Source organism: Trichocoleus sp. AS-A1 (assembly GCF_039962015.1).
In the GTDB taxonomy this organism is placed as follows: domain Bacteria; phylum Cyanobacteriota; class Cyanobacteriia; order Cyanobacteriales; family FACHB-T130; genus FACHB-T130.
On record NZ_JAMPKG010000055.1, the window covers coordinates 20,218 to 29,278 of the forward strand.

At 43.1% G+C, this 9,061-nt stretch carries 7 protein-coding genes and 1 pseudogene; 3 read left to right on the forward strand and 5 right to left on the reverse strand.

Going from position 1 to position 9,061, the window contains the following annotated elements; all coding sequences use genetic code 11:
* Positions 1-338: 338 nt before the first annotated feature.
* Positions 339-1,571: a glycosyltransferase family 4 protein gene (locus NC994_RS25725; RefSeq protein WP_190440653.1), complete on the reverse strand. Its 1,233-nt coding sequence runs from the start codon at positions 1,569-1,571 to the stop codon at positions 339-341.
* A gap of 127 nt (positions 1,572-1,698) precedes the next feature.
* Here NC994_RS25725 and NC994_RS25730 point away from each other — a divergent pair, with 127 nt between their 5' ends.
* Positions 1,699-2,688, forward strand: a complete 990-nt coding sequence (locus NC994_RS25730) for a glycosyltransferase (RefSeq protein ID WP_190440656.1) — start codon at positions 1,699-1,701, stop codon at positions 2,686-2,688.
* 93 nt (positions 2,689-2,781) lie between these two features.
* Here the strand turns inward: NC994_RS25730 and NC994_RS25735 are convergent, their stop codons facing one another.
* The 3 genes from NC994_RS25735 to NC994_RS25745 form a co-directional block, all read right to left on the reverse strand.
* On the reverse strand, positions 2,782-3,468 hold the full coding sequence (locus NC994_RS25735; RefSeq protein WP_190440659.1) for a Rho termination factor N-terminal domain-containing protein: 687 nt from the start codon (positions 3,466-3,468) through the stop codon (positions 2,782-2,784).
* Positions 3,465-4,904: an AAA family ATPase gene (locus NC994_RS25740; protein ID WP_190440662.1), complete on the reverse strand. Its 1,440-nt coding sequence runs from the start codon at positions 4,902-4,904 to the stop codon at positions 3,465-3,467. The genes NC994_RS25735 and NC994_RS25740 overlap by 4 nt, the downstream gene beginning before the upstream one ends.
* Before the next feature lie 230 nt (positions 4,905-5,134).
* Complete coding sequence (locus NC994_RS25745; RefSeq protein WP_190440665.1) at positions 5,135-5,569, reverse strand: HHL1-like protein; 435 nt, start codon at positions 5,567-5,569, stop codon at positions 5,135-5,137.
* Between the two features lie 334 nt (positions 5,570-5,903).
* Here NC994_RS25745 and NC994_RS25750 point away from each other — a divergent pair, with 334 nt between their 5' ends.
* Entirely contained in the window at positions 5,904-6,845 is a 942-nt protein-coding gene (locus NC994_RS25750) for a ParA family protein (protein WP_190440667.1), read from the forward strand.
* Positions 6,846-7,500: 655 nt separating this feature from the next.
* Here NC994_RS25750 and NC994_RS25755 read toward each other — a convergent pair.
* On the reverse strand, positions 7,501-7,866 hold the full coding sequence (locus NC994_RS25755) for a cupin domain-containing protein (RefSeq protein ID WP_190440670.1): 366 nt from the start codon (positions 7,864-7,866) through the stop codon (positions 7,501-7,503).
* 132 nt (positions 7,867-7,998) lie between these two features.
* Here NC994_RS25755 and NC994_RS25760 point away from each other — a divergent pair.
* A pseudogene (locus NC994_RS25760) lies at positions 7,999-8,949 on the forward strand (transposase); the annotation flags it as partial.
* Positions 8,950-9,061 lie beyond the last annotated feature (112 nt).

The window sequence follows — 9,061 nt, forward strand, 5'->3', positions numbered from 1 at the left end:
TATAGATTGATGTCGCCTCTCCAAAGGAGGAGTCCATTTCACACTTTTTATACATGATGCCATTCGGTAGATGATTATTCATCGATCGGAGTTTGGAGTATCTTTCGAGCATATCAACTAGATGTAAAACACGTTCTGCCATGTATGTGATGGTTTAAAGGCAGGTAATCAGGATCGTCGATGTGCTTAGGGTAGGGTGTTTAGGAGAGTAGCTGAATCCGGAACCCCGCTCCAACCCTTGTGAATAAAAATTTATTCTCGATCTTCCCTTGCAAAAGCAGGCAGATAGAGGGGATAGGGGGAGCGAGAAATCCTACTTGTCTTCTTAACGAGGGATTTTAAGATGAATGCAGTACCTGTTCGTAACGAGATCCGGCGCTTTCCCAGGTGTATTCTGTTTCGATGAGCGATCGCGCATTTTTCGATAACTGCTCTCTGAGATCCGCATCTTCAAACAACTTAGCGATCGCATCCACATACTCTTCCACCCGATTAGCGCGTAACGCGCGTAACGGCACACTTTCCCCGTCCACCGCTAATCCTTCCAAACCGCGATCGCTTCCCACCACGGGCACTCCACCTGCCATTGCCTCCAGCGTTTTGTTTTTGATCCCAAACCCTGTCCGCATCGGCACCACGCAGACGCAAGACTTGTGCAAATACTCTGCCATTGAAGGTACGCGCCCCGTAACCGTAATCCCAGGACGCTTCCCTAAATCTACAACTTCCGTTCCAGGACGAGCGCCCACCAGTTCCAGCGTTGCATCCGGATACTGCTTCTGAACCTCCGGGAACACCTCCAAACTAAAAAAGCGCACCGCATCAATATTCGGCGTGTTATCCATCGCCCCAACAAAAATTAATCGGTGTCCCCCCGGATCGGCGGAACGCATCGGAAACTGAGTAAAATCTACCCCATTCGGAATAACTTGAATTTGGGCGTTGGGATTAAATTCCTGAATTTGTTGCTTATCTTCCTCCGTCGTCACCACAATTGCCGAAAATTTAGAACAGTAGCGCTGCTCATAGCGGCGCAACAGCGGCAAATTCAGCTTGTCTCGCAATGGCTTCTCAGATGTCCCCGTTTCCAGCTGGTTCTTGCACGTCCCGTAGACAGAACTATGAATATTCACCAACGTCCGCAGCGCTGAGGTTTTCCCATCCTTGCGCCGCCACTCAGGACGCACATAGATTTCATTCACGCAATGTTCGCAAGTAATCGCCTCAAACTTGCCAGCAGCAACTGCTTCATCCACCCATTTCTGAATCTCTGGCGAGTAGAGAGACAGCACGCTGGGGGGTGTTCCCTCCTGCAAAAACGTACTGAAGCGCCGCAGTTTCCCCAACACGCCTCCTTGAGAACTTTCCTGTGGACGCGGAAAAACCACCAACTCGTCCACCCACTCTTGCAGTCCTTTTATTTCTTCGTCCGTAACATCTCCACTGCGCTGCGTAATTAGAGTAATCGCATGGCTAGACTTGAGATACTTGAGTAAATTAAACGTCCTTACTTGCGTTCCCCCCCGTGTTGGCGGATAGGGAAAGGTGGAAGAGAGCATTAAAATCTTCATCGTAGACTGAGCGTTTGGTTAGATTTTACGGAGAGGGATAATATCGATACTATAGACTTTCGCCTCATACTAGACTTGCCAGAGCGTGTCTCTACTGCGTAAAAATAATCAGTAACAACTTCAGCTTATGCCCAAAGTTAGCATTTCCATCCCTACCTACAATCGAGCTAATTTGTTGCCTTATGCAGTAAATAGCGTACTGGCTCAAACTTATACAGATTTTGAACTAATCATCTGTGACGATGGTTCTACTGATGACACCCCAGCAGTAGTGAGTCAATGGAACGATCCGAGAATTCGCTATATCCGGCACCCGGTTAATATTAAGCGCAGTCGAAATATGCGTTCTGGTTTTGATGCCGCTGGTGGAACTTATTTTATTAAATTTGACGATGATGATGCGTTAACGCCTGAATTTTTAGAAAAAACGGTAGCTGTTTTAGACGCTAATCCAACCATAGATTTTGTTTGTACAAACCACTGGATTATAGATGCCAGGGGAGAAAAAAATGAATCAGCTACTTTAGAAAATTCTGCTAAGTGGGGGAAGGACAAACTTAACGAGGGAATGATTCCCGATCTAATTACGGAAACTTTCCAAAAACAAAGCTTACAGGTTGGTTCTACGCTCTTTCGGATCGAGTGTTTGAAGGAAGTGGATTATATGCGCCCGGAAGCAGATGGCTGTGAGGATTTTGATTTACTGGTGAGGTTAGCGATCGCAGGCAAGAATGGATACTTCCTACCAGAATTTTTGATGGAATATCGAATGCATGGCGGTCAAACCAGCCTAAAACAAAATATTCACTTTTTGAAAGCAAAATCCTTCTGCCTAACTAGTTACAAATTCCCGGAGCAGCAATTAGAAAAAGCCCGATTAAATAAACTTGCCGGAACCCGGAAAGCGCTGGGTTTAAGACTGATTGAAAATGGCGAAACTTCAGAAGGACGAAAACTTTTGCAAGAATCTAGTCAAATTTTGGGGAGTTCGCGTCAAGCAACCTTTGGGATTGTGCTGTCTTATTTGCCTACCAGCTTGCGACAATTCGCTCTCCAAACTTTTCGTCGAATCCGTCCCAAAGATTACGCTGAGCAAGTTCGAGAAGCGGCTAATTGATGAGGAAGTTAATTGGAGCGATCGCTGTTCCCAGCTAGGTGGCGAAACACCGCGTTTAATGCGTTTCACCAAGTTAAATAATGAGGTTATTAGTTACTTTCGACTTGCATCAGCTTTGTTAAGAGCTGTAATAAATTGCTCTTTTTTTGTCATTTTTGTACGTCCTTCTATATTCCGTTCTTTCGCGATTGATTTTAGCTGCGAAAGTTTCATTATATCGTAGTCTGGTTTTTCAATTGGAGTCTTATCACCTTCCTTCTGTTCTACTTTTTCTGGCTGATTCAGGAGCGGTTCAATTTTTTGAACAAATTCATCAATATGTTCGCTGATCCTACTGCTAATCAGTTGAAGTTTTCTATCTATCAAACTTTCAATTTCAGGCAATAAACTTTCAAATTGTATTACCTTATTTGATGATTCAACCGTATTTAAAGGCTGTGTGTCAGCAACTTGGGATTCATTATTAAAATCTCGATTTCTCAGGACTTTAATCTGATCCATGAGAACTTCCTCATTTTCTGATTCAATAATGAAAGCTCCAATCATTTCTCCTTTACGGGGATCTATCTCACGAGCCTTAACAGCGGCGTAGTATTCAAAGTGTCCGTTAACTACCTCATAAGATTCCAAGCTGGTTCTGCGAATAACTGGGGGATTAATAATACCTTCAGCTTTTAAAATTAACTCAGCAGTCCGCTTTAACTCATCCTCTAAAAATTCTGAACGGAGAACATTAGAGTTTATTTTTTTAACTGCTACAAGCGAAATAGATAATTTCATGCAGTTAGTCCTATTTCTCGCAAAACTTCTCTGGCTAGTAAATCGAATTCCTGAGCGGAGGTAGAATCCGGCTTGAAATCAATCACCGATATTGGATCTGGTATTTCCCTGTTACCTACAATCTGCATTCTTTCGGTACATTTTGCCAGTTCCTCTCTTTCATAAATAACGTTTTCCATTACTTTCAAATCGTAGCGCTTGGGAATCACTTCTAAGCGTTTTGGTAAGGTATATTGCACAAATCTGGAATTGGTAGATATTTTACAAGGAAGAACACCTAAGATTTCAATGGGTGGTTTTTTGAGAAATTTCCTATACCCATTAATTGTTTTAACAAAATCTTTGACGTTTACTAAACCTTGATTAGCAAACGGTTTTAGATCTGAAGGAATAATTAGATAGTCAGCTGTAATTAAGGCAATTCTGGCATAAAGGTTTAAAGATGGTGGCGTATCAATAATTACAACATCATATTGATCTTCTACTGCTTTTAGTTTTTGCAAAAGCATTATTTTACTAGAATCTTGTTGATTTAGCTCGGTTTCGTATGACATTAAACTGATGTGGGAAGGCAACACATCAATTTCCGGGTTACTATACTGAGATTTCTTAGCAACTTCGTTTATAGGATAAAACTCTTCTGACTGTAATAGATGACGAACATTGCAATCTTTTAGCTCATCTAGTTCTTCATCATCAAATTTTGCTAAACCTGCGGCAAAGGTAGTGTTAGCTTGACTATCTAAGTCAACAATCAGGACTTTTTTGCCTTTCTTTCTGATAGCAGCGGCTAGGTTAACAACGGTTGTTGTTTTGCCTACGCCGCCTTTGTTGTGGTAAACCGCAATTGTTTTCACAGTATGTTGCCTTTCTTGTTGAATAATTGGTGTGGATCTGAGTTGAGAATTAATTAATTCAGGTTGTAATGTTTTTTCCTCTACCAAAGGTTCATTTTGAGCGTTTTCAAGATTAATTTTGATATTGGTTGGATCTTCAGTAGTTTTTTCGTTTAAGTTATTTCTACCAATAATAGTTTTTATATTGTCTATTTTAGAGCTAATCTCTCTGCCAGAACAGTGAAAAACTAGCTGAATATTATCCTGATTTTTTTTGTAAATTCTAAGTTCCTTGCCATTCGTTAACAATCCATATTCTACATTCAAACTCATTAAGTAGCGCTTAAGTCTGCCAGTATGTCTATTTAAGTTTTGATCGGGATGCTTTGCTTCCATTACAACGCTTAATGGCGAGTTGTCATCCAACACAAATGGGATGACTTGCGCTGCAAATGCCAAAAAGTCTAATCGAATACTGCCAACGGCAATCTCTTGATGCCAAGTTTCTGGAGTATATCCTAGCTGTGGCAGCAGATATTGAACGATGAGTTTACTTTCTACTTCACTCTCATTTCGGCAAAGCTCAGGGTTGAAGTTCAATTGTGTTCTTCCTCTCCACGGCACTCATTGAAACCTTAAACCTATCTGATTGTCCTCAGAGCGAGGTTTTTCGTATTAGGGTATTGACCGCTTCTTAAGGACATGGGTCAAGTTCCTTTTAAAGTTTAGCGTCTGCTCAACTGGCAGTGGCAAAAGTGAGTTGGATGCGATCGCTCTGTATGTATGCTGCTATCCGAAGAAACGATCGCATCCTTGCACTAAACAACAAATTAACCCCGTTTCAATAGCCCAGAGAAGCTATTCTTCAGCTTATCGATCGTTGCTTGAATCGCGTTCGGGACAGATGGCTGAGGAGGAACGGCAACTTGGATTGGCTCATCTGCATATTCAGAACCCTTGAGGCGGTAGCCGTATTCCAAATTGTTCTGGTTCTTGCGGAGGACGGGAAATAGACGGAAGGCTCCTTGGCGTAAGTCTTCTTGGGTGTCGAAGATGGCTTGATTAATCTTACTGGTGCGATTCACCGCTAAGGAACCGACTGGAAACCAGTTTTTTTTACCTTGGATGCGAATGTAAATATTGAATTCGGGTACTCCGTCCCCCTTCATCTTGTCGTACTGCTTGGATGCTTCGGCGCGTTTGGCGGAGCTTTTGGGAGTTTTTTTGGTTTTTTGAACTTTGCCAAATCCACTATTAGTTGTCATAGATATTGATTGCTCTTTTGCTTTATTTATAAAAGTTTACATAATTTTCAGAAATCTGGGAGAGTTGATTTAAGCGCAAGTTCTGGGCAAACGCTGTAGGGTAAGAGAAGCGATCGCACGTGCCATCGCTATTCTGGAGAGATTCCGCTTTGATAGGCGATATCCGTGGCGCACGGAACACCGCGATCCCAAATCGTCGCAACTCTCATATCGCGCTATTGCCTTACGACGGCGAATCCAAGATTATTATTAAGGCTGTAACAGTTGACCAGGGATTGAGTGACTGCGATTCGCTTTGTATTTAGCGGGGCGTAGGCTTGAGAGGAGCTAACAAATGGGATATGTAATTGCAACGGTAAACATGAAAGGCGGCGTCGGTAAGACGACTCTCAGTGTCAACTTGGCGACTTGTTTAGCCAAACATCATGGGAAACGGGTTCTAGTCGTCGATTTAGACACGCAAATCAGTGCTACGCTCAGCCTGATGTCCCCACAGGACTTTGGAAAGAGCCGGAAAGAGAAACGCACGTTGAGACAGCTGGTTTATAAAGCAGTTAGACCCGATAGTCCAACCAATCTTTCAATCCAAGATATTATTCAGCCTTACGTTTGCACGGTTAAAGGGCTGGATTTATTGCCGGGGGATATCGATCTCTACGATGAATTTTTAGTGTCTGAGATGCTCCATGAAAGAGCGCTAAGGGATGGCAATAGTAACTTCATTCAAGTTTGGAATGAGTTTGAAAAGCAATTAGTCAGAGGGATTTTACAGCCGATAATTAAAGATTACGACTTCATTATTCTGGACTGCGCTCCTGGCTACAATCTTTTGACTCGTAGTGGGATTGTCGCTAGTAATTTCTACTTGCTGCCAGCTAGACCAGAACCTTTATCCGTTGTAGGAATTCAACTGCTAGAAAGACGGATTAATAAGCTCAAAGAAAGTCATAATTTGGATGGCTTACTCAATCTCCGCCTGATGGGAATTGTCTTTATTATGTCAGGGAACATTCTGAGTGGAAGATATTACCAGCAAGTGATGCAGCGAGTTACTGAAGATTTTACCCCGGCTCAAATTTTCAAAACCCGCATTCCAATGGATGTAAATGTCTCTAAGGCAGTTGATAGTTTTACCCCGGTGAGTCTCAACAACCCCAATTCATCTGGCTCTAAAGCATTCCTTAAGTTAACGCAAGAGTTTTTACAGAAGTTACAAGTTTCTGGTGGTATCTACCAGGCTCCAGAAGCCAAGGTGAACTTAGCCAACCTCGATTGAAGATTCGTAATGAGCGGTTAACGGTGGATTGATTAACCTCCGATTTTTTGGGGTAGGGGCTTTTTCTGTGCCATGCCCCTACTTAATCCACGTTCCGAAGGTTCCTATCGCCCTAGGATTCTCTGCTACGGACTTGTATGGGTTTCGTGGATGCGACGCTCGTATCCTTCATACCCGCGATTCCCACTTAACTTTGTTTCATAATCTGAATAGTAGCTCTCTCCAACAACATGAATTTTGGTTTCATTTACTGGTGCTTCTGGAGATGCCTGCTAAAGTAAAAATATGAAGCTAAAAAGCTTCCCTGACAGATTCTACAGCGCGGTTCACATACGACTTGAGAGGTAAAAACGCTGTTTCATTTAACATCTGTCTCATCCAACAACAGCAGCACTCATCCAGAAGCCTGATATTTCCTAAGCTAGTGACTAGGGAGCGATGCAACTAAACTTTGTAAGTTAGTTCAACTCCACGTCGAATTGCCCATAAGAGGAAATCACTTAGCGAGTCTGGTTGGAGTGCTGTTGTTGTTTTAAAGATTTAAATTTAATGAATCCAGCATTTCCAAACAAGGAAGCAATTCAAAAGTAATGCGATCGCTTGCAACAAAATGTCTGTAGCAGGCAAATTATAAATTTTGCCTGCGTTTGTGTACTCAAGCGTCGTAAATTGTTTCGTCTTCCTTACGCCACGCCGGATCGACAATGCAGATAAACACCAACGGTTCAGTTCCGCAACTGTGAATAAATTGCTTGGCATTCGGCGGAATATAAACCATATCTCCAGGTTCTACCAACTGGGTTTCTTCATCAATGTGCATCTCACCAGCACCGCTAAGGATGTAGTAAACCTCGGAAGTTGTTAGCGAGTGCGGCGTTGAAGTTTGTCCCACCGGCAGAATCGCGTGAGCCAAGCTGTAACGCAATTCTACCGGCTGTTTATCTGGATGCAATAACTCCCTCAACTGAGTGGCATCACCGGCAATAAATTCTTCGCAGTCATGGAGCTTTTGAATTAGCATTCTCGATTCAGAGAGTAAAAAAACACCCGCAGTAATCTTACCCAAAAATTACGGGTTTAAAGCCCCGTCCTTCTAGGGCGATTTTTCTGTGTTTATAGCAATAAGTTGCTATAAACACAGTAGGATATTCCCATGATTGTATTAGAGTTCAAGTTAAAAGGTAGACATGAGCAGTATCGGGTCATTGACGACATGATCCGAACCGCGCGGTTTATCCGCAACAAAGCACTCCGGTACTGGATGGACAATCAAGGAATTAAGCTCTCTGACCTCTACAAACAATGTGCTGTATTAGCCAAAGAGTTTGATTGGGCAGGCAAGCTTAACTCAATGGCGCGTTCAGCCGAGGCTTGACGCGCCCTGATTGCAATTCAACGTTTCTTTGCTAATTGCAAAGCGAACTCGCCTGGGAAGAAAGGATTCCCGCAGTTCAAGAAGTGTACTCGCTCTGTAGAGCACAAGACTAGCGGGTGGAAGCTTTCTTCCGATAAGAGACACTTGACTTTCACGGATGGCTTTAAAGCTGGAACGTTTAAGTTAGTCGGCTCTCGCGACCTATATTTCTACGCTTCCGAAGAGATTAAGCGAGTGCGGGTAATCCGTCGCGCTGACGGCTACTACAGCCAGTTCTGCATCAATCTAGAACGAGTAGAAGAAATCGTTCCTACGGGCAAAGCGGTTGGGCTGGATGTGGGATTAGCCCATTTCTACACCGACAGCACAGGAGAAACTGTTCCAAACCCTCGCCATCTTCAAAAAAGCGAGAAAGCCCTGAAGCGCTTGCAACGAAGAGTTTCGAAGAAAAAGAAAGGATCAGCCAACCGCCGGAAAGCCATTAATCGGCTAGGAAGAAAACACCTAAAAGTCAGTAGACAGCGTAAAGACTTCGCCGTAAAAACGGCGTTGTGCGTGGTGAAATCTAGCGATTTCGTAGCCTACGAAGACTTGCAGGTGAAGAATATGGTGAAAAACCACAAGCTTGCCAAAAGCATTAGTGATGCAGCTTGGTCACAGTTCGGCCAATGGTTGCAGTATTTAGGGAAGGTGTACGGAAAAACAGTAGTTGCTGTTGCTCCTCAATATAAGTAGCTAGGATGATTTAAACCTAAAACGCTCTAACGTATATCCCCCTTGTTCACTCCGTGATTCCATGCCGTCCATTACAGCAAGGGCTAAATCATATTCATTGTCGAAC